A 24558-nucleotide genomic window follows, 5' to 3' on the forward strand; every position below is an offset into this window, starting at 1 on the left:
CCGTGGGTGGCGCCCGGCAGCCAGCAGCGCTCTGCTATGTTTACCCTCAGCGCTTTTCGGACCAGCGGTGCCGGCCGGCAGACAGGGAGACAGTCATGCGGTATTCCACGCTCACCCAACGCATCGCCGGTCACGCAGCTGCGGCTTGGGACATCCACTATCAGGCCCTTGAGCAGCGCCGTCAGGGGCGCGAGATCTTCCTGCTGTCGGTGGGCGATCCAGACTTCGACACGCCAGCCCCGGTGGTCGAGGCGGCTGTTGCCAGCCTGCGTCGAGGCGAAACCCATTACAGCGATGTGCGCGGCAGCCTCGCCCTGCGCCAGGCTGTGGCGCGCCACTGTCAGCTGGCCGACCCCGAGCGTGTGGTGGTGACCGCCGGGGCCCAGTGCGGGCTGTTCGCGACCTGCCAGTGCCTGTTCGAGGCGGATGACGAGGTGATCGTCGCCGAGCCCATGTACGTCACCTATCAGACGGTTTTCGGTGCCTGCGGCGCGCGCGCCGTGCAGGTGCCGGTGCGGCCGGAGCAGGGGTTCCGCCTGGACCCAGCGGAAGTGGCCCGGGCGATCACGCCGCGCACTCGCGGGCTTCTGCTCAACAGCCCGCACAACCCCACGGGGACGGTAATCGGCCTGGCTGATCTGAAGTGCCTGGCGCGGTTGTGCCAGGAATACGACTTGTGGCTGATCTGCGACGATGTCTACCAGTCACTGCTTTACGACGGCGAGGCAGCGAATCCGCTGGGCCTGCCGGGCATGACCGAGCGCTGTGTGTCGATCGGCAGCCTGTCCAAGTCCCACGCCATGAGTGGCTGGCGCGTCGGCTGGGTGATCGGGCCGCCGGAATTCGCCCGACACCTCGGCAACCTGGTGATGAGCATGCTGTTCGGCCTACCAGAGTTCGTCATGCAGGCGGCCTGTGTGGCCCTGGAGGAGGGGCGGGACGACCTGCTGCGGATGCGCGATGCATATCGTGAACGATGCGACCGAGTGTGCGCGGTGCTGGAAGAGTGCCCAGGCATTCATGTTCACCGGCCGGCCGGCGGCATGTTCGTGATGTTGGATATACGAGGTACTGGGCTCGACGCCCAAGCATTCGCCCAGCGTCTTTTGGACGAGGAGGGCATGGCAGTGTTGCCGGGTGACGGCTTCGGTCCCAGTGCGGCAGGACATGTGCGAATGGGGTTGGTGCTCGATGCGCAGCTACTCGAGCATCTATGTCGGCGAATCATCGCGTGTGTCCGGCGTTTGGCGGATGGATTCAATGTTGCCGGAGACCTGGAATACGGTCCCGGGTTGGACGGCACCATGAGGCAGGGCCTGATTGACTTGACTGCCAGGTGACGTAGGGGGCTGCAATGTGCTTGTAGGGCGTAGGTGGTCAAGTAGATCTGTGGGGAATACGAGGAAACGATCTTCCCCCTGCAGATAGAGTTTGATCGAGATCATTACAGCGGGAACGGATGCCACAACGAGAGCAGAACTGTGGAGCCCTATGCTGTCTAGCGAAACGGCTCCTTTTTGAAACATGAGGTTGGCATGCTGGGCCATCTTCAAAGCAAACTCGGCAGTGTGCAGCACCTCTCTCTGGTTCCCAGGATTAGCCTCATGCAAGAAACACATGAGGGAGATGTTTGACTGGTTGCTTGATGGTAATGGTTGCTGCGTTGTTGGCCTCCACTGGCGGCCATTTGTGTCCGATCTGTTTACCGGGTCGCCCTGACAATAGCCATAGCTATTGATCCCTCCTTTGTTGAAAGGCGACAACCCATCTGCTTGCACAAAGCGCATCAGCGAAGGAACGTACAAGCGATACCCATTGCCCAGCAGATAGCCATGTGCAGACCGTTCGAAAGGTTGCCCGGTATAGGCAAGCAATGTTCTTGTCTTGACAGTCTTGCAGTGCCCGTAAGGCGAGTAGGCCCGATTTGAGGGGATAGCGGTCGTGCCCATCACGCTACCTGCCCGATCGCACTGCATTGCAGCCATCCGCGTCATGATCCGAAACTCCGAACAAACAAGGCATGACGGAGATTGGCCTCGACAATGTCCGGCTGTCCACTGACAGTTCTGTCAGTTGCTTTATCCGAGCAGTCCGGCGGCGATATTGATGGTGAACCCCAGGATCGCCGTATTGAACACGAAGCCTACCAGTGAGTGGGCCAGCACCACCCGACGCATGGCCCGCCCGCCGACGCCGATGTCCGAGGTTTGCACGGCGACATTGATGGTGAACGAGAAGTAGTGAAAGTCCCAGTAGTCCGGGTTGCGCTCGCCATCGGCAAAGCGCAGCGGGGGCTCATGGCGGTCACCGGTGTAGAACAGTCGGGCGTAGTGCAGGCTGAAGATGCAGCCGATCAGCAACCAGGAACCCGCCACCGTCAGCCCGGTGTACAGGTAGTGCAAGGCCAGGGCACTGCCTTCCAGGCCGCGGCTGGACACCAGTTGCAGGGTGACCGCCGCTAGGCTGGCGATGGCCGAGACGCACACGGTGATCAGCACCAGGCCGGCGTTTTCATCTTCGATGCGGGCGACCTTGCGCACCCGCTCGGCATTGGCCCGCAGGCTCAGCCACAGGACCATGGCCAGGTAAAGCCAGACGCCGAGGTTCCAGCCGACGAGGATATGCTGCACGGTATCGCCGGCGGGGATCAGCCAGCCGCCGAGCAGGCCGGCCAGGGTGGCAATGCTCAGGCGCGGGTGGGTGCGAGTGAGGTGGTGGAAGGCCATGCGGTCCCTTGGCGGTTGAACGTGACTTCAACTGTAGACCAGATGCGGCCCTGTCGCGGGGCCAGCCCGCTAGCCCGGCATGCCGTCCACCCGCGCACGCAGCAGGATCGGCAGGTAGTGCCAGAGGAACAGCAGCAGCGCCGCGCTGGCGAACAATACCGACAACCCCAGCCCCAGCGGCGTGAACGGCGCTACGATCACGCGCGCCAGTGCCGCCAGCTGGATCAGTGCGAATGCCCAGCTCATGCTGCGGGGTACCTGAAGAGGGCGTCCGGTATGCCCCAGGCTGACCCGCGCCATCATCGCCACGATCAGCCCGGTCATGGCGCCGACCGTCAGCGCATGGGCGGCCAGGCTAGGGTTGATCGGCACCCCGGCATGCCACAGCGCCAACCCCAGGCAGGCGGGAATCAGCCAGGCGTAGGCCAGGTGCAGCGACCACAGCAGCGGCATATGCCACAGGCCACGGTCGTGCCACAGCACCAGGCGCACACCATGCAGCACGCCCAGGGCGGCAAACAGCACGGCCATCAGGGGGTGTGATGCGTCGTTGAGTCCAAGCACATAGGTCAGCGGCAGCGCCACGCTGCCCAGCAGGCAGGCGCGGTCCAGCCATGGCCGGGCCGGCGTCGGGCTCATGATGCCCAAGCCACGGCGGGTGAAGAACGGGATGACCCTGCCACCTATCACACTCATCATCGCCGCCACCAGCCACAGCCCGGCGAGTACGCCTCGCCGGTGCCACAGCGGGTCGTCGCGCAGCCAGCCTATGAGGGTCAGCCACTGGCAAGCCGCGATGAGCAATACCAGGCCGATGATGGGGTAGTTGTTGCGCAGCCGTCGCTGGATGATCGGTCGCGCCAGGGCCAGCGCCACCAGGGGCAGGAACGCGCCCTCTATCAGCACCAGGAGCCAGGCGGGCAAGGGCAGGAACCAACTTGCCCGGCCCAGCAGCCAGAGCAGGAACAGTCCCTGCAGCGGTCGGCCACTGAGACCCGGGATGCCACTCCAGTTCTGCACCGCCGTGAGCAGGAATCCGGCGACTATGGCCACAGCGAAGCCAAACAGCATTTCGTGACGGTGCCAGGCAAGCATTCCGCCGGCCGGTTCGAGCTCGTATACGCCGACGAGCACGCCGGTCCACAACATCAGGGCAACCAGGGCGAACAGGCTGCCGCCGAGGAAGAAGGGTCGAAAACCCAGGGCCCAGAGAGCCTGGCGGGGGCGGGCGGTGATCGGCTGGACGAGCATGGCGAGGACCTTGGTTCGATCGAAATGGTTGAATGGGGTACCATCACGAACCATGCCAGCGTTCAAAAGCCTTGAATATCAAGGTGATGGCACTATTTGTAGTTATTATGACTTCTTTATGATGTAGTCTTTTTGACCTTTGTCATGGTTTAAATGACTCGCTTTGCTTCACCTTGCCTCGATAACCAGGGCGGCTTTGCTACAGGATCCCCGTTGTGACCGACCTCCTGCGCAATCCACTGCTGCAGTACCTCGCCCGTCTGGCCCCGTCCAGCCAGCTGACCATGCGCTACATCCTTCAGGACGCCGCCGACCGCCTCGGGTTTGCCGACTGCGATATCGCCGAGGTGCCCTGGCACCGCCTCGAGCCTGGCCATGTGATCGCCCTGGTCGCTGCGCTGCGTGCCGATGGTTACGCGCCCAACACATCGTCGTTGTACGTCAATGCCATGCGTGGAGTGATGAACGAAGCCTGGCGCCAGGGTTTGATCGAGCACGAGCAGTTGTTGATGATCCGCGAGGTCAAGCCAGCAGCTGGTAGCCGCCTGCCACCGGGGCGCAACTTGCGGCGCAGCCTGATCCGCGAGCTGATGGACGTGTGCGCCGCCGACCCGCGCCCACAGGGTGTGCGAGACGCAGCCATCCTGGCGTTGCTCTACGGCACCGGGATGCGCAAATCGGAATCGGTCGATGTGAACCTTGACCAGGTGGATTTCCAGGAGCGCAGCGTGCAAGTGCTGGCCAAGGGCAACCGTCAGTTGGTCAAGTATGCCCCGGCCTGGGCCTTCGACAAGTTGCAGGCCTGGCTCGACCTGCGTCGCCAGCACCTGCCGGCCGGCGAGCGTGACGACAGCTTCCTGTTCAACCGCATCCGCCGTGGCAGCCACATCACCCGCGCGCGCATCACCAAGCACGCCATCTACTACATCGCCCGCCAGCGCGGGGCACAGGTGGGCGCCAAGATCATGCCCCATGATTTTCGCCGGGCATTTATCACCCGGGTGATCGAGGAACACGACCTGTCGATCGCGCAGAAGCTTGCGCACCACGCCAATATCCAGACCACCGCCGGGTATGACCGACGCGACGACAACGAGCGACGCAGGGCGGTGGAGCGCTTCGACTACTGATCACTGCATTTGCCTGCAAGCATTAGTGAATGCTTGATGCCAGTTCGAAGATCGGCATGTACATCAGGATCACGATCAGCCCGATCAGCAGGCCGATAAAGGTCATCAACAGCGGCTCGAACAATTTCACGAACCACTCTACCCAGCGGCCGATTTCCTGGTCGTGGAAGTCGGCGCAACGCTCGAGCATCTCACCCAGGTTGCCCGATTGTTCGCCGGCACGCAGCAGGCGCAACGAGACGGGGGTCACCAGTTGGCCGGCCTGCAGCGCATCGGACAACGGCAGGCCCTCGGCAACCCGTTGGCTGGCCTGCTCCAGACCCTCGGCCGCAGTGCTGCCCAGCAGGCCGCGGGCCATGCCCAGCGCGGTGAGGATGGGAATGCCCCCTTGCAGCAAGATCCCCAGCGACCGGTAGAAGCGCGCCAGCTCATACATCATCAGGCGCTGGTGCAGCGCGGGCAGTCGGAGCAGCAGGCGGCCGGCGCCACGGCGCACGGCCGGGTGGCGGCGCAGGGCGACGAGGGTGCCGACGCCGACAAGCGTACCCAGCCCCAGCGGCAACTGCTGGGCATGCAGGAACAGACCGATCTGCATCAGCACTCGCGACAGCCACGGCAGTTCGGTCCCCATGCCCTCGAACACCAGGCTGAAGCGGGGCACCACGTACCCCAGCAGGAACAGCACCACGCCGCCGCCCACCAGCAACAGCAGTAGCGGGTAGACCGAGGCACCGACCAGCTTCTGGCGGACCAGATCCAGCCGCTGGCGATAGCTGATGTAGCGGGTGAGGGCGTCGCCCAATGCGCCGGTGCGCTCGCTGGACTGCACCAGGGCCATGTACAGGGTGGGGAACACCCGCGGCTGCAGGGCCAGGGCCTGGGACAGCGAGCGCCCCTCATAGAGTTGGCGCACCAGTTGCTCCAGGGTCTTGCGCGTCGCGCCGCCCGGGGCTTTCTCGGCCAGGCTCTCGAGGGCGTCGATCAGCGGCAGGCCGGAGCCGAGCAAGGTTGTCAGCTCCTGGCTGAACAGCATCAGGTCGAACGCCGCCACGCGTCGTCGCAGGGCCAGCCCCTGGCTGCGCACGCTGAGCACGCGCAGCCCCTGGTCCTCGGCCTGGCGCCGGGCCTGGTCGCTGTCCTCGGCCTCCACCTGCAATTGCACCACGCCCTGGCTGCCCAGGGCCTTGAGCTGATAGCGCATGGCCGGGTTCCTCATTGCCAGCTGGTGATTTCGGCGTTTTCGCCGTCACCACCGGGTTGGCCGTCCTTGCCCATCGACAGCAGGTCGTACTCGCTGCCGTTCTCGCCGGGCTGCTTGTAGATGTAGGGGCGGCCCCAAGGGTCCTGTGGCACGGCCTTCTGCAGGTAGGGGCCCGACCAGCGCGCTTCGCCACCTGGCGCGACCACCAGGGCCTGCAGGCCCTGCTCGCTGCTGGGGTAGTGGCCGACCTCCAGGCGATAGAGGTCCAGGGCCTTGCCCAGCCCCTCGATCTGCGCCCGGGCCACCTTGGCCTCGGAGCGGCCCAGCTGGCTGAAGTACTTGGGCGCGACGATGCCGGCCAACAGGCCCAGCACCACCAGCACCACCAACAGTTCAAGCAGGGTGAAGCCGCGTTGGGTACGGATGCTGCGTTGCATGGTGAAACCCTCCGGTGCATTTACCCCAGCCATGCAACAGCCGTGCACGTCTGCCCCGGGCCCTTGCGCCATGGGCCGCAGAGGCGGCACGCGGCTTGCGTCGTAGTCGCAAAGCCCGGGTTAACGGGGCATCTCCCCCACTTCGGGGGTCACGCTTGGGTTATTTGCGGCGGGAGGCGAACGACATGCGAGGACTGATCCTGGGGCTGGTGGCGGGGCTGATGGCATTCGCCGCCCAGGCCGACATCTATGTCTCGAGCGATGGCAAGGGCGGCTTCGTGCTGTCCAACGTGCACCGGCCTGGCCGGCACTACGACCGGGTCATCAGCGAACGCCCGACAGCGGGCGGGCCGGTCAATGCGCAACTGATCACCGGGCGACCCTACGCCGACCTGGTGGCGGCCGCCGCGCTGGCCCACGGTGTACCCCAGGCGTTGCTGCATGCGCTGATCAAGGCCGAGTCCGGCTATAACCCCAAGGCTCGCTCGGCCAAAGGTGCGGCGGGGCTGATGCAACTGATGCCGGACACGGCGAAGGAGATGGGTGTCAAGGATGTACTCGATCCACAGGCCAACGTGCAGGGTGGGGCGCGCTACCTCAAGCGCATGCTCACGTTGTTCGACAACGACATCACCTTGGCCGTGGCGGCCTATAACGCGGGGCCTGAGGCGGTTCTCAGCCGTGGGCGGGTGGTACCGCCGTTCGCCGAGACCCAGCGCTACGTGCCGAATGTGTTGCGTGACTATCGCCTGCTGCGCGGGCTGGCTGGGGATGCGCCGCTTTGAGGGGGGGCTCCGTGATCCTTGCAACGTCTGCAAGGGACGCGGTGAGCACCTGCCGGCCCTCACGCGCTCAATAGCCTCACCTGAGCCATGCTTTCCCCAACTTTGGGCTATAACCTGTAAAGGTGCCCAGTCGTGGAGCCCGCCATGGACCTCGCCCCCCGTCACGACACGCTGCAGCCGAGTGAAGCCGGCCCGGCGCGCAAGCCATTCCACATGCTGCGTTGGTACGCCTGGGTCAGCCTGGCGATCATCCTGTCGGTGGGGGGCGGCCTGGGCGTGATCTCCAGCCGCTTCATCATTGACGAGAGCGTGGAGCGCGATGCCTTGCTCACCGCCCAGTTCATTACCTCCATCGCTGACGCCGAAGTGCGCCATGTCGCGATCCCCAATGTGCGCACCATGGGCGAATTGCTCGACCCACGTACCGACCATGCCTTGCCCGATGTCGATCCCGAGGCCCGGCGCCGAGCCCGTGGCGAGTTCCTCGACCATATTGCGCACTTGCCGGACATGCTCCTGGCCAATATCTACGCACCCGACCGCACGGTGATCTGGTCGAGCAACCCGGCGCTGATCGGCAAGCTGATCGCATCGGATGACGACCTCGACCGGGCCTTCGAGTACAAGATGCGCGTGTCGGCCAGCTACCATGACTTCGAGCAGGCGCGCAGCGAGCAGAAGTTCGTCACCCCGCCCGAGCAACTGTTCATCGAGAACTACATCCCCTTGTTCGACGCCGACGGCGAAAACGTCATGGCGATGGTCGAAATCTACAAGGAACCCCACGACCTGATCGTGCGCATCGAGCACGGCCTGCTGCTGATCTGGCTGGCCATCGCCGTGGGTGCGGGTCTGGTGTATGTCGGCCTGTACGGCATCATGCGCCGCGCCGCGCGGCTGATGGCGGTGCAGCAGCAGCGGCTGATCGGCAACGAAACCTTCGTGGCCCTGGGCGAGGTGTCGTCGGCGGTTGCCCACAGCCTGCGCAACCCGCTGGCCAGCATTCGCTCCAGCGCCGAACTGGCCCAGGCTTTCGACGATGGCCCGGCGCAGAAGAACATCAGCGACATCATCAGCCAGGTCGACCGAATGTCGCAGTGGGTGCGTGAGCTGTTGCAGTCGTTGCGACCGCTCGGTGACGAGGCCGTGCCGGTGGATGTGGCGCAGAGCCTGCGCGACAGCCTGCAGGCGTTCACCCAGGCGCTTGAGCGCGGCGGCGTGCGCTTGCTTGTGCCTGAGCTGCCGAGCGTCAAGGTGCTGGGCCAACCGGTGCTGCTTGGGCAGATCTTCAGTTGCCTGATCGTCAACGCTCTGGAGTCCATGGAGGCCGGTGGCGAGCTACGGGTCGAAGTGGTACGCCACGACCGCCGCAGCCTGAGCCTGCGGCTTTCGGACACTGGCAAGGGCATGAATGAACAACAGCAGCGCCTGGCGTTCCGGCCATTTTTCACCACCAAGCAAGGCGGCGTTGGGGTGGGGCTGATGCTGGTCAAGAGGATCATGGAGCGCTTCGGCGGCTCGGTTCGGTTGAGCAGTCGTGAGGGGGCGGGGACCCGGGTAATATTGAATTTCAAGGTGACAGGTATTTAATCTCTAACATTAAATTCTTTTCATAAGATGTTGATTTATAGGTAATTGTTATCAATTGGGTAACCTATACCCAACAGTGGGGGTTTACCCAAAGAGTGAAATCAAGAAAACGTTACAAGCCAATGATCTAAAAAGAAAAAACCAGTACACCGTTATTGGCCAGGTTTTTGCTGTCACTCTTTCAGCCCGCGCTGAAACTTTCGGCAGGGGCTCGGTGGATTCACTTTGCTACTGCCAGTAGCAGAGCAGCATGCCGGTGAGCCTCATCGGCCTCCAGGTGGGACGACGCGATGCAGACGCTCGAAAACAGTGCCCCCGACAAGGCCGCGCCGCCCGCTAGCGGGTTGGCCACACCGTTGCAGGAGTTCAACCTGCTACGCTGGTTCTCGCTGGTCAGTCTGCTGATCATCGCCTCGGTGGCCGGTGGCCTGGGCTACGTTTCGACCCGTTTCGTGGTGCGCGACAGCGTGGAGCGCGATGCCATGCTCACCGCCCAGTTCATCCAGGCCATGGCGCAGGCCGAGGTGCGGCACTCGCAGCTGCCGCCGGGTATCACCATGGGTGAATTGCTCGATCCGCGCCTCGACCAGCAGCACCTGCAGTTCACCCCTCAACAGGCCGAGTCGACAAGGGTAGAGTTCCTTGACCACGTCGCGCACCTCCCCGACACCTTGCTAGCCAATGTTTATGCCCGCGACCGTACGGTGGCGTGGTCGACCAACCCGCAGCTGATCGGCCAGCGCATCGATGAAGATGACGACCTGGAGCACGCTTTCCGCTCGCGAAAGTCGGTGTCGGCCAGCTATCACAAGGCCGACGAGGAGCGCGAAGAACAGAAGTTCCAGCGCGAGCCCCGGCACCTGTTCATCGAGAACTACATCCCCTTGTTCGACAGCCAGGGCGAGCAGGTGCTGGCGATGGTCGAGATCTACAAGGAGCCGCATGACCTGGTGCGGCGCATCCATCGCGGTTATGTGCTGATCTGGGCCTCCACACTGGTCGGAGGGGCGCTGATCTACTTCGGGCTGTTCTGGATCGTGCGCCGCGCCGCCAGCCTGCTGCATCACCAGCAAGACCGCCTGGTGGCCAGCGAAACCTATGTGGCCCTGGGCGAGATGTCCTCCGCGCTGGCCCACAGCCTGCGCAACCCGCTGGCCAATATCCGCTCCAGCGCAGAACTGGCCCAGGACATCGCCAGCCCGGCGGCGCAGAAGAACATCGGCGACATCATCACCCAGGTCGACCGCATGTCGCGCTGGGTCCGCGACCTGCTGGTGTCGCTGCGCCCGACCAGCGACGAAGCCGAGTCGGTCGACCTGGTGGCGGCTGTCGAGGATGCGCGGCAGGCCTTCGCCCCGCAGATCGAGCGCAACAACGTGCGCTTCGCCTTCCACGGGCCAGCGACGCAATGGGTGGCCAGCCAGCCGTTGCAACTGACGCAGATCCTCAACAGCCTGTTTGCCAACGCCCTGGAGGCCATGCCCCAGGGTGGCGAGCTGCGCGCCGAGGTGCGCCAGCTGGAGGGGCAGCAGGCGCAACTGCAGCTCAGCGATACCGGCAAGGGCATGAGCGAGCAGCAGCGGCGCATGGTCTTCAAGCCGTTCTTCACCACCAAGCAAGGCGGCCTGGGTGTTGGCCTGGCCCTGGTCAAAAGGATCATGGAACGCTTTGGCGGCGCGGTTGAACTGACCAGCCGCGAAGAGGAAGGAACCCGCGTCAGCCTGACTTTCAATATTGCAGCGGGAGGGGACCATGGAACACAGCATCCTGGTGGTCGAGGATGATGAAATCCTTGCCGACAACATTCGCACCTACCTGAACCTCAAAGGCTTCGAGGTCACGGTGTGCCACAGCGCGGAACTGGCGCTGGAGCAGATCAAGCGCGCCCGGCCCGACGCCGTGCTGACCGACAATTCGCTGCCTGGCATAAGCGGCCACGAGCTGTTGCGCACGCTGGTGGCGCAGGCACCGGAGCTCAAGGTGATCATGATGACCGGCTACGGCAACGTCGAGGACGCCGTGCTGGCCATGAAGGAGGGTGCGTTCCACTACCTCACCAAGCCGGTGGTGCTGGCCGAGCTCAAGCTGATGCTGGACAAGGCCCTGGCCGCCGAGCGCATGGAGCGCACGCTGTCGTTCTACCAGGAGCGCGAGGCGCAGAAATCCGGGTTGCAGGCCTTGATCGGCGAGTCGCCGGCCATGCTCGAACTCAAGCACACCTTGCAGCAGCTGCTCGATGCCGAGCGGCGCATGGTCAGCGGCGACCTGCCGCCGGTGCTGGTCGAAGGCGAGACCGGCACCGGCAAGGAGCTGGTGGCGCGCGCCCTGCATTTCGACGGCAGCCGGGCCAAGGGGCCGTTCATCGAGTTCAACTGCGCCTCGATTCCCGCCAACCTGCTGGAGGCCGAGCTGTTCGGCCACGAGAAAGGCGCCTTCACCGATGCCAAGGAGCGTCGCGTGGGCCTGGTCGAGGCGGCCGACGGCGGCACCTTGTTCCTCGACGAGATCGGCGAGATGGACCTGGTGCTGCAGGCCAAGCTGCTCAAGCTGCTGGAGGACCGCACCATTCGCCGTATCGGCGCGGTCAAGGAGCGTAAGGTCGACCTGCGGGTGATCAGCGCCACCAACTGCAACCTGGAGCAGATGGTCCAGCAGGGCAAGTTCCGCCGCGACCTGTTCTTCCGCCTGCGCATCATTGCCCTCAAGGTGCCGCGCCTGTTTGCCCGTGGCCAGGACATCTTGCGCCTGGCCCGGCACTTCCTGGCCCACCACGGGCGGCGCTACGGTAAGCCCAACCTGCGCTTCTCGGCCGAGGCCGAGGCGCTGATGCTGGGTTACAGCTGGCCTGGCAACGTCCGCGAATTGCGCAACATGCTCGAGCAGACGGTGTTGCTGGCGCCCAGCGAGGTGATCAGCGCCCACCAGTTGAACCTGTGCATGACCTTGGTCGACGAACCGCTGGCGCAGCCGGCGCAGGTGCTGGCATTCGAGGCGCCACGCCATGAGCCAGCGGCAGCGGCCAGCCTGCCGGACATGGAGCGCGACATGGTCTGCCGCACCCTCGACCGCACCGACTGGAACGTCACCAAGTCGGCACGGCTGTTGGGGCTGTCGAGGGACATGTTGCGCTACAAGATCGAGAAGCTTGGGTTGACCCGGCCGGACAAACGGCAGTGGTGAGCGGGCGGGCTGATTGCCTGTCAGTTTCGCGTTTGTGGGGCTGCCATGCAGCCCATCGCCGGCAAGCCGGCTCCCACAGGTACAGCGCAGAATTCAGCAATTGCGCGGTCCCTGTGGGAGCCGGCTGGATCGTACTGTGCTGAGTAACGCCTGGTTTCACAAAGCTTAGGGCTTACCGCCGTTGCCCGACCCTCCGCCTTCACGCCCCATCCCCTCCGAGCCGCTGTCCCCCATCCCCGGCAGGTCGCGATCATTGTTCTGCTCGGCCGGCGGGCTGTCCGGGTCATTGCCCTTGATCCGCGGGTCGGTATCCCGTGGCATGGGCTTTTCAATCGGGTTGAGGGTGCTATCCACGCCGGGCTTGGGCGCCGGGTTGTGCGGGTCGTCAGGGTAGGTGGCGCCGGTACCGGCGGCGAAGGCCAGGGGCGAGGCGAGCAGGGCGGCAAGCAGGAAGGAATGTTTCATGCGGGCAAGCTCCTTTGCGATGACAAGAAGTCGGCCCTGCCTGCGCAGGGCCTTGTTCTCATTTGGGCCATGACCCCATCAGCAAGGTGCCATCACGGCGACCAACGGTCACACCACCATCGACAGCAACATGATGAAGATGATGCCGACCACCGAGAGGATGGTTTCCATCATGCTCCAGGTCTTGAAGGTCTCGGCCACGGTCATGTTGAAGTACTGCTTGACCAGCCAGAAACCGGCGTCGTTGACGTGGGACAGGATCAACGAGCCGGCGCCGGTGGCCAGCACCAGCAGTTCGCGGTTGACCCCCGGCACCAGGTCGATCACCGGGGCGACGATGCCGGCACCGGTGATGGTGGCCACCGTGGCCGAGCCAGTGGCGATGCGGATCACCGCCGCCACCAGCCAGGCCAGCATGATCGGCGAGATCTCGGCCTGCACCGCCATCTGTCCGATCACGTTGCCCACGCCGGTGTCCACCAGCATCTGCTTGAAGCCGCCGCCGGCGCCGACGATCAGCACGATGGCGGCGGTGGGGGCCAGGCTCTGGTCGAGCATCTTCATGATCTGCTGGCGGTTGAAGCCACGGGCCGAACCGAAGGTGTAGAAGGCCAGCAGCAGGGCAGCGAGCAGGGCGGTGATAGGGTGGCCGATCAGGTCCATCCACTGGCGCACGATGTGCTCGGCTGGCAGTACCACGTCGGCGAAGGTCTTGAGCAGCATCAGCACCACCGGCAGCAGCACGGTGATCAGGGTCACGCTGAAGCTGGGCAGGTTCTGCTGGTTCGACTCGCGAGCGATCTGGTCCATCAGCTCCTGGGACGGGTTGCCAGGGATATAGCGCGAGATGAAATTACCGAACAGCGGGCCGGCAATCACCGCAGTGGGCAGGGCCACCAGCAGGCCATAGAAGATGGTCTTGCCGATGTCGGCATGGAAGATGCCGATCGCCAGCAACGGCCCCGGGTGCGGTGGCACCAGGCCGTGCACCACCGACAGGCCCGCCAGCAGCGGGATGCCGATCTTCACCAGCGACACGCCGGAGCGGCGGGCGACGATGAACACCAGCGGGATCAGCAGTACGAAGCCGATCTCGAAGAACAGCGGGATGCCCACCAGGAAGGCGGCGAACATCATTGCCCAATGCACCTTCTGCTTGCCGAAGGCGCGGATCAGGGTCTGGGCGATCTGGTCGGCGCCGCCGGAGTCGGCCATCAGCTTGCCGAGCATGGTGCCCAGGGCCAGGACAATGCCGACGAAGCCGAGCACGCCGCCGAAGCCGTCCTGGAACGACTTCATCACCTTGGCCACCGGCATGCCGGAGGTCAGGCCGAGGAAGCCCGCGGCTATGGTGAGGGCGACGAAGGGGTGGACCTTGAAATGGGTGATCAGCAGGATGAGCCCGACGATGGTGACCAGCGCGTCAAGCAGCAGGAAGGTATCGGTAGCCAGTCCGAACATGGTTCGTGAACCTCGGTCTTTTCGTTGTTGTTTTGGTATCGCGTGTCTTGCGTCATTGCGCCTGCGAAGGCATGGAGACAGCGCTGTCTTTGGTGAGCCGGAAAAACCGCCGGATCAGGCAGTCCGCGCCAGCGCCTGCTCACCGCAAGGCTTTAGCCACTGGTGCACGTCCTCGGCCAGCGTAGGCAGCGGGCGGGTGGCGTCCAGGGCCAGGGTCAGGGGCTCTGCGTGCGGCGGCTCCAGCGCTGCGAACTGGCTGTCGATCAGGCTGGCCGGCATGAAGTGACCGGGGCGCGCCAGGACGCGTTTCTCGGCTTCTTGCGGGGTCAGCTCGAGAAACACGAAGCACAGCTCGGGCACGGCCAGGCGCAGGGTGTCCCGATAGCGGCGCTTGAGGGCCGAGCAGGTGAGGATCGGGCGTTCGCCGGCGGCGAGGCTGGCCTGCAGCTCTTCACCCAGGCGCACCAGCCAACCGGCACGGTCGTCGTCGTTCAGGGGAATGCCGGCGCTCATCTTGGCGATGTTGGCGGCGGGGTGGAAGGCATCGCCTTCGATCAGGCGGCCGCCGCTGCGGGTGGCAATGGCGGCGCCGACGCTGCTTTTACCGCAGCCGGCCACGCCCATGACCACGATCGCGGACAGGGAAGGGTTCATCTGTACCTCCTGCTGGGTGAGATAGCGCTGTCTCGGTCGGGACGAGCCGAAAATCCTGCGCCACCCTCCCGGGTGTTATTGATCTTGTCTTTGGCAGTATGGACGCTGAACGCATGCCTGCTACCAAGATTGCATTGCCTGCATCCAGAGACAGCGCTACCTTAGTGACCGTTCCCCATTCCTGCAAGCAGTAAAATTACAATACTCATGTCCCGTACTGGCTCGCGTACTACCGGTCGTCCCACCCTGGCTGAAGTCGCCAGGCTTTCCGGGGTTTCCCCCATCACCGCCTCCCGCGCCCTGCGTGGCGTCAGTACGGTCGCACCGGAGCTGGCGCAGAAGGTCATGGCCGCGGCGGCGAGCCTTGGCTATGTCGCCAACCCGGCGGCCCGCGCCCTGGCGTCGGCGCGCAGCCAGTCGGTGGTGGTGTTGATCCCCTCGTTGTCCAACCAGCTGTTCATCGACACCCTCGAGGCCATTCACGAGGTGATGCGCCCCCGCGGCCTGGAAGTGCTCATTGGCAACTATCACTACGATATCGCCGAGGAAGAGAACCTGATCCGCAACTACCTGGCCTACCAGCCCTGCGGCGTGCTGCTCACCGGCTTCGAGCGCAGCGAGGCCTCGCGGCAGATGCTGGCCGCGAGCCAGGTACCGTGCGTGCACATGATGGAGCTGGGCGGCGAGGGCGATGCCTTGTCGGTAGGATTCTCCCAGCATGCGGCCGGACGCGCCGCGGCGCGGCACCTGATCGAGCGTGGCCGCCGACGCCTGGGGTTCATCGCCGCGCAACTCGACCCTCGGGTAATGCAGCGCGCCGAAGGCTTCCGTCAGGCCCTCGCCGAGGCCGGTCTGCAAGCCCCCGAGCTCGAAGTGCTCGACCCGCAACCCTCGTCCATCGGTCTGGGCGGCACGCTGTTCAGCCGCCTGCTGGCGAAGGCGCCGGATGTCGACGGCATCTTCTTCTGCAACGACGACCTGGCCCAGGGCGCGGTGCTGCAGGCGTTGCGCGAAGGCATCGAAGTGCCGCGCCGGGTGGCTATGGTCGGTTTCAACGACCTGCCGGCCTCGGCGCACATGGTCCCACGCCTGACCTCGATCCGCACCCCGCGCGCGGCGGTCGGGCGTGGTGCTGCTCAGGCGCTGCTGGCGTTGCTCGATGGCAAGCGGGTGGCTACCGGTCAGCAGGACCTGGGGTTCGAGCTGATGGTGCGCGAGAGTTCCTAAGGCCGGCGCAGCGTTGGCTGTCACCTAGCGTGCGGCGCCCACCTGGCAAAAATGTCAGTTGTGGTCGGTCGCCAGAAGCAGGACGCTGTGGCTTTCCGGCAGAGGACAGGCCGTGCCCCACTCTCGATTGCTGTACACGGATGCCCATGGCTCGGTGCTGCGCGCCCAAGGTGAAACAGGTCAGTCGGTGCTGGCCTATACCGTGCACGGCCATGATGCCAGGACTCGGCCGGTCAGTCCGTTCCTGCGCTTCAATGGCCAGGCCCCAGAGAAGTTGTCCGGCAACTATCTGCTGGGTAATGGCTATCGGACATACAGTCCGACACTGCTGCGCTTCACCTCGCCAGACGGCTTGAGCCCGTTTGGTGAGGGTGGTTTGAACGCCTATGCTTACTGTGCGGGTGACCCGATCAACAGCGTCGACCCTTCGGGGCATGCGCCTGGGAAAAAGCGTAACCCGACTGGCGGATGGCTGTTAGTGAAGAAATTCGTACGCAAAAAACTGGCGCTGGTCGAGGATGCCACCACCTTTGCAAAACTGTTTGTAGAGGTGCTCAAAAAACCGACCTGGTCGAACCGGTGGGCTGTAGTCAAGCAAACCGGCAAGATGGCAATCAAGTACGGGCCTGTTGCTCCCGTCTATTGGGTATATGACTGGCTGCGCCCAACACCGTCCGTGCCAGACCAAGTGACGGCCCCTTCCGTGCCTGCCGCCCCCCACGCTGGTGCACCTAACGGCCCAGCTGACGGCCAGTCGCCGTCAGACACACGCAACAAGCTACGGGGCGACAGTACATAAAACGGAGAGCACTCCGACCTGGAGAACAAACCTTCGACCTCCAGTTGCAGAAGGCGCAGGGCAGCGCTCGACTCACGATGGCTGCTCTGCCACGTTCTCCAGTGCTTGCCCGCGGCTGACCCACCAGCCGAACCCCGCCGCGGTGAAGAACATGATCAGGCTGTAGATCGCCGCCGGCACCGCCATGGTCGCGTTGTTCAGCAGCGACGGGCTCAGGGCCAGCGCGATGGCCAGGGTGCCGTTGTGGATGCCGATCTCCATGCCGATGGCGATCGCCTGGCGTTTCGGGATGTTCAACAGGCGTGGCACCCAGTAACCCACGCCAAGGCTGAGCAGGTTGAACAGCAACGCGGCGCCACCGACGATCGGCGCGTACTCGACTACGGTCTGCCAGTCCTTGGCCAGGGCCAGGACGATGGTGAAAGCCAGGAACAGCGCCGCGACGATCTTCATCGGCTTCTGCATTCGCGCGGAGAAGCGCGGCGCCCAGTAACGGATCAGCATGCCCAGGGCCACCGGCAGCAGGACGATGGCGAACACCTGCATGACCTTGGCGAATTGCAGGGGAATGGCCTGGTCCGATGCCATGAACCACATCAGCGACAGGTTCACCAGCAGCGGCATGGTGAGGATGGCGATCAGCGAGTTGACCGCGGTGAGGGTGATGTTCAGCGCCACGTCGCCGTGGGCCAGGTGGCTGAACAGGTTGGCCGTGGTGCCGCCGGGCGAGGCGGCCAGCAGCATCAGGCCCACCGCCAATGCCGACTCAAGGCCAAAGCCGTTGGCTATCAGGAAGCACACCAGTGGCAGCAGCAGGATCTGGCAGGCCAGGCCGATCACCACCGGCTTGGGGTACTTCACCACCCGGGCGAAGTCGGCGAGGGTCAGCGAAAGCCCCAGGCCGAGCATGATGATGCCCAGGGCCAGCGGCAGGAGGGCGGTGAGCAAGGGGGAGGCGGTCATGGGCGGTCTCTTGGGCGAAGGATCCCGAGGAGTGTAGGTGGGTGCGCAATGATAGCTAATCGTGTCTGGACGATCTTGGTAACCGTTTGTTACTGGCCTGATGACGCCATGTCGTGTTGCGATGCCGGGCCTGTGGCAGTAGCATTCGCGCTTTTGCCGAGGATTAGCCCGTCATGCCGTTCCAGCAAGGTCTGCTTGCCACCCCGGTGCCGGCCCACGCCCGTCACCTGTTCTTTGCCCTCGATTCCCTGGAAGCGCTGCCCGCCGTTCTTGACCAACTGTTGCCGCAAGTCGATGGCCACAGCCTGATCCTGGCCGTCGGCGCGCCGCTGGCCAAGGCCCTGGGTCGTGAGGTGCCGGGCCTGCGCAGTTTCCCGCAACTGGACGCGGTGGTGGAGAACCCGGCGACCCAGCACGCCCTGTGGCTGTGGCTGCGCGGTGCCGAGCGCGGCGAGCTGTTCCTGCGCGCCCAGGCACTGCAGCAGACGCTGGCGCCGGCCCTGCGCCTGGTCGACAGCGTCGACGGCTTCCTGCACCGCGGCGGCCATGACCTGACCGGCTACGAAGACGGCACCGAGAACCCGGTGGACGCAGACGCCGTCGCCGCCGCCATTGTGCCGGGCGACATCCCCGGCCTGTCGGGTTCGAGCTTCGCCGCCTTCCAGCTGTGGAAGCACGACCTGGGCTACTTCAAGTCGCTGCCCCAGGCCGAGCAGGACAACATCATCGGTCGCCGCCTGAGCGACAACGAAGAGCTCGACGACGCGCCCGAATCCGCCCACGTCAAGCGCACCGCCCAGGAGAGCTTCGCGCCCGAAGCGTTCGTGGTGCGGCGCTCGGTGGCCTGGACCGATGAGCGCGGCGCGGGCCTGGCGTTCGTCGCCCTGGGCTTCTCGCTGGACGCCTTCGAGGTGCAGCTGCGGCGCATGAGCGGGCTGGAGGATGGCGTGGTCGATGGCCTGTACCGCTTCAGCCGGCCGTTGAGTGGCGGGTATTACTGGTGCCCGCCGCTGGGTGAGCAGGGCGCAGACCTGCGTCTGTTGCTGGGCTGACAGGTCCTCATCGCGGGGCAAGCCTGCTTCCACGTCTCGGGCCTGATGCCCATCAGCGTGGGCTTGCCCCGCGATGACTCAGAACGGCACCGCCACCGTCAGTTGGCTGTAGACGTTGGTCCCGCTGCCCACCTGGTTGCCGCCATTGCTTTCATCCTTGCGCGGTTTGAACAGCCCCAGCAGCGGGGTGACGATCAGGTGCTCGTTGACCGCCCATTCCACATACAGGTCCAGCTCCTGCGCATCGAGGTTCAAGGTGTCGCGGCTACGCACTGTGTCGAAGTCGAAGAACAGCGCGCCGAGGGTCAGATTGTCCCGTGGCGTGGCCTTCAGACCGACATGGTGGATGCCGCTGTTGGTGTTGAACGGCCCGGCGTAGTTGCCGGCGACCTCGCCCTGGATCCAGGTGCCATAGCCGCTGGAAAGCCCTGTGAACAGCAGGTCCCAGCCTGCGGAGTAGCGGGTGTAGCGGTAGGTCAGCTGCGGCGCCCAAGGGGTGTCGGCGAAGGTGTAGGCCGCTTCGCCGTACCAGGCCGTCTCATGCCCGCCGCGCTTGTCCTGCCAGGCATATTCGAAGGCCAGCCGGGTGTTCGCCAGGCCCGCACTGCCTTCACCCCGCAGGCTGTATACATCCATGCCTTCGCGGGCCTTCTGGAACTCGCTGGCCCACTGGTCGGTCACGTCGATGCCGTGGATATAGGTCAGGCCCAGGGTACCCAGGTCATGGGTGTAGTCCAGGGTGCCGGCCGCCAGCTCGGTTTCGGCCTGTGCGCGGTTGTCGGACTTGAGCCACAGCACACTGCCATGCAGCCCCTCCTGGCCGCCCAGGCGCAGCACCGCGGTGCGGTCGAAGGCGTGGCGCGCGCCCAGATAGAAGCCGCCGCCACGGTTGAGCTGGCCGTCGGCCGGGCCCTTGCCCAGGTTGGGGCCGTCGTCGTTGATCAGGAAGCCGCTGCCCAGGCGGATCACCTGGCGGCCGCCGGACAGGTCCACGCCATCCTTGCCCAGCAACGGGAACAGGTCGCCCGAGCGCCAGCCCAGGTAGGCGTCCTCGATCTTGGTGGTGCGTTCGGAGCCGTCCTGGTTGCCGCCGGCGTCGCCGTCGCCCCAGGCGCCTGAGCTGACCCAGTTGAGGGCGCCATACAGGCTGCCGTTGCCGGCCAGGCCCTGGTCGCCGCTGAGGCCGTACTTGATGAAACCTTCGCGCCATGTCGAGCCACCGGGGGTGCCATCGTAGTTGTGGCGGCTGTTGAACATGCCCCAGACCGCGAGCAGATCGGCGTTCAGGTGGCTGTCGTCGTCGGTATACAGTTCGTAGGCCGGGCTGGCCTGGCCATGGACCAGCAGGGTCAGTGCCGTGGCCATTGCGGTGCGACGTGGAGTGAGACGCATGGATCGATCCTCGTTTTTTGTGTGCGGTCTTGAGTGCCGCGTTGTTGTGGAGGCAGTGTCGAAAGGTGACGGGCTATTAGCGCGTGGAACGCTGGCGGTGGTCTTGCCCGTGGCTGCCAGCGCTCTTGCATGTCGCCGCCATCACAGGCGCGCGGCGGTCTCCGGCAGGGTGGCGCCACCGTCGACCACAAGGGTCTGGCCGGTGATGTAGCGGGCGGCGTCGGAGGCCAGGAACAGCATCGCGGCAGCGATATCGGCGGGTTCCCCCAGTCGCCCCAAGGGCACGCCCGCGGCGATCCGGGCGTTTAACTGGGTATCGCCGAGGTTGCCCATGGCCGGGGTGCGCACCATCCCCGGTTCCACGCCGTTGACCCGTACATTGAACTGCGCCAGTTCCAGTGCGGCGTTGCGGATGAAGCCGTTGACCCCGGCCTTGGACGCGGCGTAATGGCTCAGGCCCGGATAGGCCACCCGCGGGCCGGTCACCGAGGAGGTAGCCAGCACGCAGCCGCCACCTTGGCGGCGGAATAGCGGCAAGGCGCCTTGAGTGAGCCAGAACAACGCCCCCAGGTTCACCGCCAGGGTCCGTTGCAGCAGCGCCGGGTCGATCTCGGCGAACGTGGTAAGCGGGAAGTACGCGGCGTTGTGCACCAGCACATCCAGGCGTTCCAGCTTGGCTAGCAAGGTGTCGATCGCAACGGGGTCGGCCAGGTCCAGCGTTTCCCCCCGCACGTCGTGACCCAGGGCCCGTTGTGCGTCCACCAGGCGCCTGAGTGCTGGCGAATCGAGGTCCACGGCCATCACCTGGGCACCGCCTCGGGCGAAACCCTCGACGATGGCCTGACCGATCCCGCCCGCCGCGCCGGTGACCAGCACGGTGCGTCCCTCGAAGTCGTAGCGCGCGTTCATGCCGACGGCTCCAGGTGGGTGAAGGCCAGGGTCGGCACGTCGACCACGGTCGAGCCGCCGTCGGCGGCGATCACCGCGCCGGTGACGATGCTGGCCTCGGCGCCGACCAGGAACTGGCACACGGCGGCTATTTCATCACTGCTGGCCGGGCGGCGCAGCGGTACGTCGGCGGTGACCCGGCGGTAGGCGCCATCAAGGTCCTCCTGGTGGTGGTCCATCAACGCCTGCATCTCCTTATCCGCCATGGGCGTGCGCACCCAGCCCGGACAGACGCAGTTGACTCGCACGCCGAACGGTCCGTAGTCGCGGGCCAGTGAGCGGGTTAGTCCGACCAGGGCATGCTTGGCGGTGGTGTAGCCGCACACCTCGGGCCCGGCGCCCAGCGCGGCGATGGAGCCCAGCAGCACCAGGCTGCCACGCCGCTCGCGCAGCAACGGCAGGCATGCCCGGGCAGTGTGGAAGGCGCTGTCGAGGTTGCTACGCATAGCCTCGCGCCAGGCGCTGTCGCTGGTCTGCTCGGCCGCGCCCAGGCCGTGGCCGCCGGCGCAGGCAATCACCGCATCGAGGCCGCCGAAGCGCGTGCGTACCTGCTCGATGAAACCTACCCAGCTGGCACTGTCCGCGGCATCGCCGGCCAGCACCAGGCCATCGCACTGCCGCGCGACGCGCTCGAGTGCCTCACGGCGGCGGCCCACCAGTGCCACCTGCCAGCCCTGGCGGGCCAGGCGCAGGGCGCAGGCTTCTCCGATGCCGCTGCCGGCCCCGGTGACCAGCACGCTGCGGCTCACTGCGCATGCTCCGTGCGGTTGAGCACCCGGCAGTGGGACGACACCGGGAAGTTGGCCAGCGCATCGAAGCCGCCGCCCTGGTAGCCGAAGATCTTGCCGTCGCTGCGGTGCCGCGCCAGGTCGATCATCACCAGGCCCAGGGTGGGCACGATCTTCTCGCACCAGACGAACAGGTACAGCTGCTCGGCGATCTTGTAGTAGTACGCCCGGTCGGTGTCGCACAGGCCCTGTTCGACACCCTTGAGGCACTGCCAGCTGTAGTAGTCGGCATTGAGGTAGATGTGCTCGTACTCCTCGGTGGGGCTGTAGCGGTAGTGGTTACGCAGGCCAACCAGCTCGGTGGTCGGCGCGTGGGGGCAGGCGCCGGCCTGCCAGGGGCGGTCGATGCTGCCGTGCAGGAAGCTGGCTTCGACGCCGGTCAGTGCTTCGCCGGCCAAGGCCAGGGCGTACAAGCCGCGCTGGGTGCGGGCCTGGTCGGGCAGGCGGCCGAGCACGGCGGTGAAGGCCTGCTCGAGAGTGTCGAGCACCAGCGACACCGACCAGGCCTGGCCGGCCTCGTGCTTGATGAAGTCGACCAGGTAGATACCGGGGCGCACCGAAGTGGCTCGGTAGTCGGCGCTGCCGCTGCTGTGGCCGTCCGCCGCGTGCCAGTGCAGGCGCTCGCTGTCGAAGCGGTGCTCGATGATCCAGCCATTGGCGAAGTGCAGGGTGAGCGAGCGCCCGGACAGGTCGGCCAGTTGCGGCAGGATGAAGGCCTCGGGTGCGAAGCCTTCGGCGAGGGCGCCCACGGTGATCCAGTCGGTTTGCTTCGGCATGTCGTTGACTCCTGTGTTGGGATGCTGCCCGGCATTTACGCGGTAGAACGCCGCCAGCTACGCCGGGCACCTGCAGGCAGTAGCGGCCTAGGTCGTGGTTGGCGCTGGTGATGGTCAGTAGCGGATCATCACCGACTTCAGCTCGGTGAAGTCGTCGATGAAGGCCGAGCCGAACTCGCGGCCGATGCCGGACGCCTTGATGCCGCCGAACGGCACCGCCGGGTCGAGCAGGGTGTGCATGTTGACCCACAGGGTACCGGCCTGGATTTCCGGGATCAGGCGCATGGCCTTGCCCAGGTCGTTGGTCCACAGGCTTGCGCTCAGGCCGTAGGGCGAGGCGTTCATCAGGTGGATCAGTTCGTCCTCATGGTCATAGGGCAGGAAGGTCGCCACCGGGCCGAAGGTTTCCTGGTTGAGCAGGGTGTCGCTCGCGCTGTTGGCGAGAATGACAGTGGGCTCGACGAAGCAGCCCGGGCCTTCGCCAAGGCGGCCGCCATGGACGATGCGGTTACCTTCGGCGCGGGCGGTGGCGAACAGCTCGCCAAGCTTCTGCTGGTGCGGTTTGTTGGCTACAGGGCCGAACTGGGTGGTTTCGTCCAGGGGCGAACCTATCTTCAGTTGGCCCAGGCGTTGGGACAGGGCCTCGAGCAACGGGTCAAGGCGTGAGCGGTGCACGTAGAAACGCTCACCTGCGGCGCAGATCTGCCCGGAATGCAGGAAGCCGGCCTCGATGATGCCGTCCACCGCCTTGTCGACGACGACATCGGGCAGGAACGCCACGGCGTTCTTGCCGCCCAGTTCCAGGGTAGCCCGGGTCAGCCGGGCGCCCATGGCCGCCTGGCCGACGGCGATGCCGGTGGGCACTGAGCCGGTGAACGACACCTTGTCGGTGCCGGGGTGCTCGACCAGCGCCTTGCCCACCTGGCCACCGCCGGTCAGTACGTTGAGGGCGCCCGGAGGCAGGCCGGCCTCGCTGGCCAGTTCGGCGATGCGCAGCAGGGTCAGCGGGGTGAACTCGCTGGGCTTGAGCACGATGCTGCAGCCGGTGGTCAATGCCGAGGCCAGCTTCCACAGGGCGATCATGGTGGCGAAGTTCCACGGCACGATGCCCACCACCACCCCCACCGGCTCGCGCAGGGTAAAGGCGCTGTAGCGCTCGCCGGCGAAGGAGGGCAGCGATGGGGTGATGGTCTGGCCGGTGATCTTGGTGGCCCAGCCGGCGTAATAGCGCAGGAAGTGCGCGGCCTGCTCCACCTCGAAGGCGCGGGCGATGCCGATCAGCTTGCCCGATTGCAGGGTTTCCAGCTGGGCCAGCTCCTCGCGGTTGGCCTCCAGCAGGTCGGCCAGGCGCAACAGCACTGTGGCGCGGGCGGCGGGACTGGTGCGCGACCAGCTGGCAAACCCCTGACGTGACGATGCGATGGCGCGCTCGACATCGGCCAGGTTGGCGTCGGCGACCTGGGCGATGGCTTCGCCGTTGGCCGGGTTGTGCACGGTGATGCGGGCACCGGATTGGCTGGTCACCGTTGCGCCGTGGATGTACAGGCCGTGGTCACGGGCGAGGAAGGCGCTGACGCTGGGGAGGAGGGGGATATCGCTCATGACAGGGCTCCGGATGGGCCGCAGCGGCCCGATTTGCGCAGGTTAGAGCGTGGCAAACCGGCGTTCTTGTCTGCCCATGCCAGCCACCATGACGCAGCCTGCCAGGCCCATGAAAAGTGCAATCCGAGGTG

22 protein-coding genes and 1 pseudogene are annotated in these 24558 nt (G+C 65.4%); 9 read left to right on the top strand and 14 right to left on the bottom strand.

The annotated features are described in order from the left end of the window. Positions 1-95: 95 nt before the first annotated feature. On the top strand, positions 96-1340 hold the full coding sequence (locus tag OH705_RS18305) for a pyridoxal phosphate-dependent aminotransferase (protein ID WP_267302703.1): 1245 nt from the start codon (positions 96-98) through the stop codon (positions 1338-1340). 354 nt (positions 1341-1694) lie between these two features. Here OH705_RS18305 and OH705_RS18310 read toward each other — a convergent pair. The 3 genes and pseudogenes from OH705_RS18310 to OH705_RS18320 all read right to left on the bottom strand — a co-directional run. After that, positions 1695-1994: pseudogene (locus OH705_RS18310) on the bottom strand (RHS repeat-associated core domain-containing protein); the annotation flags it as partial. A gap of 84 nt (positions 1995-2078) precedes the next feature. Next, the gene (locus OH705_RS18315) at positions 2079-2726 is read right to left on the bottom strand and encodes a DUF1345 domain-containing protein (protein WP_160290695.1); all 648 of its coding nucleotides are present in this window, start codon (positions 2724-2726) and stop codon (positions 2079-2081) included. Between the two features lie 69 nt (positions 2727-2795). Next, positions 2796-3977, bottom strand: coding sequence for an NnrS family protein (locus tag OH705_RS18320; RefSeq protein WP_267302704.1), 1182 nt, complete (start codon positions 3975-3977; stop codon positions 2796-2798). A gap of 215 nt (positions 3978-4192) precedes the next feature. Between OH705_RS18320 and OH705_RS18325 the strand changes: the two genes are divergently transcribed. After that, on the top strand, positions 4193-5107 hold the full coding sequence (locus OH705_RS18325; protein ID WP_267302705.1) for a site-specific integrase: 915 nt from the start codon (positions 4193-4195) through the stop codon (positions 5105-5107). A gap of 22 nt (positions 5108-5129) precedes the next feature. Here the strand turns inward: OH705_RS18325 and OH705_RS18330 are convergent, their stop codons facing one another. Together OH705_RS18330 and gspG are read right to left on the bottom strand one after the other, a co-directional pair. Then, complete coding sequence (locus OH705_RS18330) at positions 5130-6308, bottom strand: type II secretion system F family protein (protein ID WP_267302706.1); 1179 nt, start codon at positions 6306-6308, stop codon at positions 5130-5132. 11 nt (positions 6309-6319) lie between these two features. After that, the gene (gene gspG, locus OH705_RS18335) at positions 6320-6745 is read right to left on the bottom strand and encodes a type II secretion system major pseudopilin GspG (RefSeq protein WP_094012141.1); all 426 of its coding nucleotides are present in this window, start codon (positions 6743-6745) and stop codon (positions 6320-6322) included. A gap of 185 nt (positions 6746-6930) precedes the next feature. On the opposite strand from gspG, the gene OH705_RS18340 reads away from it, so the two are divergent. From OH705_RS18340 to OH705_RS18355, 4 genes are all read left to right on the top strand, one after another. Then, positions 6931-7530 (top strand): lytic transglycosylase domain-containing protein, encoded by a 600-nt coding sequence (locus OH705_RS18340; protein WP_094012142.1) that lies wholly within the window; start codon positions 6931-6933, stop codon positions 7528-7530. Between the two features lie 144 nt (positions 7531-7674). Next, a complete protein-coding gene (locus OH705_RS18345) occupies positions 7675-9120 on the top strand; it encodes an ATP-binding protein (RefSeq protein ID WP_267302707.1) in 1446 nt (481 codons plus the stop codon). A gap of 290 nt (positions 9121-9410) precedes the next feature. Next, positions 9411-10904 carry a sensor histidine kinase gene (locus OH705_RS18350; protein ID WP_267302708.1) on the top strand — a complete coding sequence of 498 codons (1494 nt, stop codon included), beginning with the start codon at positions 9411-9413 and terminating at the stop codon, positions 10902-10904. After that, a complete protein-coding gene (locus OH705_RS18355) occupies positions 10873-12300 on the top strand; it encodes a sigma-54-dependent transcriptional regulator (RefSeq protein ID WP_267302709.1) in 1428 nt (475 codons plus the stop codon). The genes OH705_RS18350 and OH705_RS18355 overlap by 32 nt, the downstream gene beginning before the upstream one ends. A gap of 165 nt (positions 12301-12465) precedes the next feature. Here the strand turns inward: OH705_RS18355 and OH705_RS18360 are convergent, their stop codons facing one another. From OH705_RS18360 to OH705_RS18370, 3 genes are all read right to left on the bottom strand, one after another. Next, positions 12466-12765 carry a hypothetical protein gene (locus OH705_RS18360; protein WP_023632980.1) on the bottom strand — a complete coding sequence of 100 codons (300 nt, stop codon included), beginning with the start codon at positions 12763-12765 and terminating at the stop codon, positions 12466-12468. Positions 12766-12873: 108 nt separating this feature from the next. Further along, a complete protein-coding gene (locus OH705_RS18365) occupies positions 12874-14226 on the bottom strand; it encodes a GntP family permease (protein ID WP_038706074.1) in 1353 nt (450 codons plus the stop codon). Between the two features lie 114 nt (positions 14227-14340). Next, the gene (locus tag OH705_RS18370) at positions 14341-14880 is read right to left on the bottom strand and encodes a gluconokinase (protein WP_267302710.1); all 540 of its coding nucleotides are present in this window, start codon (positions 14878-14880) and stop codon (positions 14341-14343) included. Between the two features lie 207 nt (positions 14881-15087). Between OH705_RS18370 and OH705_RS18375 the strand changes: the two genes are divergently transcribed. Together OH705_RS18375 and OH705_RS18380 are read left to right on the top strand one after the other, a co-directional pair. Further along, the gene (locus tag OH705_RS18375; protein WP_267302711.1) at positions 15088-16107 is read left to right on the top strand and encodes a LacI family DNA-binding transcriptional regulator; all 1020 of its coding nucleotides are present in this window, start codon (positions 15088-15090) and stop codon (positions 16105-16107) included. 112 nt (positions 16108-16219) lie between these two features. Continuing rightward, on the top strand, positions 16220-16906 hold the full coding sequence (locus tag OH705_RS18380; protein ID WP_232888226.1) for an RHS repeat-associated core domain-containing protein: 687 nt from the start codon (positions 16220-16222) through the stop codon (positions 16904-16906). A 72-nt stretch (positions 16907-16978) separates the two neighbouring features. Here the strand turns inward: OH705_RS18380 and OH705_RS18385 are convergent, their stop codons facing one another. Then, a complete protein-coding gene (locus OH705_RS18385; protein WP_031315900.1) occupies positions 16979-17869 on the bottom strand; it encodes a bile acid:sodium symporter family protein in 891 nt (296 codons plus the stop codon). 173 nt (positions 17870-18042) lie between these two features. Between OH705_RS18385 and OH705_RS18390 the strand changes: the two genes are divergently transcribed. Next, positions 18043-18921 (top strand): Dyp-type peroxidase, encoded by an 879-nt coding sequence (locus OH705_RS18390; protein WP_094012150.1) that lies wholly within the window; start codon positions 18043-18045, stop codon positions 18919-18921. Positions 18922-18999: 78 nt separating this feature from the next. Here OH705_RS18390 and OH705_RS18395 read toward each other — a convergent pair whose 3' ends face one another. From OH705_RS18395 to OH705_RS18415, 5 genes are all read right to left on the bottom strand, one after another. Then, positions 19000-20286, bottom strand: coding sequence for a hypothetical protein (locus tag OH705_RS18395; protein WP_267302736.1), 1287 nt, complete (start codon positions 20284-20286; stop codon positions 19000-19002). 168 nt (positions 20287-20454) lie between these two features. Continuing rightward, the gene (locus OH705_RS18400) at positions 20455-21222 is read right to left on the bottom strand and encodes an SDR family oxidoreductase (RefSeq protein ID WP_038706078.1); all 768 of its coding nucleotides are present in this window, start codon (positions 21220-21222) and stop codon (positions 20455-20457) included. Continuing rightward, on the bottom strand, positions 21219-22010 hold the full coding sequence (locus tag OH705_RS18405; protein ID WP_267302712.1) for an SDR family NAD(P)-dependent oxidoreductase: 792 nt from the start codon (positions 22008-22010) through the stop codon (positions 21219-21221). Before OH705_RS18405 ends, OH705_RS18400 begins: the two co-directional genes overlap by 4 nt. After that, positions 22007-22825 (bottom strand): molybdenum cofactor biosynthesis F family protein, encoded by an 819-nt coding sequence (locus OH705_RS18410; RefSeq protein ID WP_038706079.1) that lies wholly within the window; start codon positions 22823-22825, stop codon positions 22007-22009. Before OH705_RS18410 ends, OH705_RS18405 begins: the two co-directional genes overlap by 4 nt. Before the next feature lie 114 nt (positions 22826-22939). After that, on the bottom strand, positions 22940-24427 hold the full coding sequence (locus OH705_RS18415; RefSeq protein ID WP_263160227.1) for an aldehyde dehydrogenase family protein: 1488 nt from the start codon (positions 24425-24427) through the stop codon (positions 22940-22942). Between the last annotated feature and the right edge of the window lie 131 nt (positions 24428-24558).

The sequence above is a fragment of the Pseudomonas sp. BJa3 genome (assembly GCF_026343815.1).
GTDB classification, from domain to species: domain Bacteria; phylum Pseudomonadota; class Gammaproteobacteria; order Pseudomonadales; family Pseudomonadaceae; genus Aquipseudomonas; species Aquipseudomonas soli.